Origin of the sequence: Candidatus Pantoea communis (assembly GCF_011752685.1) — a bacterium.
Classification (GTDB): Bacteria; Pseudomonadota; Gammaproteobacteria; order Enterobacterales; family Enterobacteriaceae; genus Pantoea; species Pantoea communis.
In genome coordinates this window covers 1-1268 of record NZ_VWXC01000057.1, presented here as the reverse complement: position 1 = coordinate 1268, position 1268 = coordinate 1, and the positions used below count along the sequence as shown (strand labels likewise).

General features: G+C 55.8%; 1 protein-coding gene. It reads right to left on the bottom strand.

What is annotated here, in order from left to right; genetic code table 11:
* Positions 1–1187: IS4 family transposase (locus tag F3J37_RS27790; RefSeq protein ID WP_166936838.1), on the bottom strand; the 1187-nt coding region annotated here is incomplete at its 3' end.
* Positions 1188–1268: the final 81 nt, after the last annotated feature.

Below are 1268 nucleotides of genomic sequence, written 5' to 3'. Positions count from 1 at the left end.
ATTCGCCCAGGCGAAGCGCCTTCGAGTGTCCAGAGCAGCTTCATCACCCACGCTGTCGATTCCCTGAAGCTGAGCTGGTTAGGCCAGTATCCCTTCAGCGTTGAGGCCATTCTTATCATCTGATATCTCACCAGATTGTAGGCCAGCAGCACGCCCCACAGCTCCTGCCTTACCATCTCCGGCTTCCTGCTGCGAAGCGTGAGCCTGCTGTCCTGGAGACCCTGCTTTATTTCACGATATCCCAGCTCTATCTCCCAGCGATGACTGTAGAGATCCGCTATTTCTTTACCCGGATAACGCATCGCATCCGTCATCGACGTCAGGAACTGCCACGTCCGGCCTTTTATTTCCCGGCTTATCATCCTCATCTCTGTGTGCGCCGCCAGATGCGGCCATTTCTTCCGTGACTGAGCGGAGGTTTTTACCCGGATAAGTATGTCTCCCTTCCCCAGACGACGTACCTCTTCGTACTGCAGGTCTTTACGTGCCGCTATCATCCAGTGACGGTTTTCGCCGGCCTCATGCCAGGCGCTAAGCAGACCGAATGACGTGTAACCCTTATCGAAGAGAGTCAGGCTGTTGTCGCACGCGCGTTCAATGAGACCTTCTGCCAGCACCATCTCATTCTCGTTCTGGCAGCCCATCGCGGCGCCGCTGATAAGATGGCTGGTGAGTTCCATCAGGCAGACCATGCGCACCTGCGGATAAGGCGAGGCGCCTGCCACCGTGCCTGAACGCACGAAAGCCTTCTCATTATCAGGCGTTTCTGGCGTGCGCCAGACAACGCCGTCAACAGCGTACAACGTCAGACCACACCAGTCAGGGTGGGAAGTCTGTGCATTCCAGAGCTCGCTGCTCTGTTCGAAAACCCGCCGCACAGCGTCGTCCCCCAGCCGCTGCCTTGCCTGCACTACGGCACTGGGCGCAACGAAAGGACGGTTTCCCGGCAACAGAATATCAAGGCGATTAACGATGGCGTGAAGAGGTTCCTTGCGCTCAAGGGCCATGCCGATGAGACACCAGACCATCATATCTGTAGTGAGTCTGCGCTTGCGGAGCGTGACTGTGCCAGCTTCCTCAAGGCAGCGGCTGATGAGCGCAGGGTCAAGAACATCCGCGAGCGTATTCAGAGGATTACGAAGAGAATCGTAACGAGAGACGATATCAAGGGCCTGACTGAGCTGCATAAAAAAATCCGGAAACGAAGCGTTTCCGGATTCTTACACAGCCACTGGATCGTTCAACTGATCCTTAACTGATCGGCATTA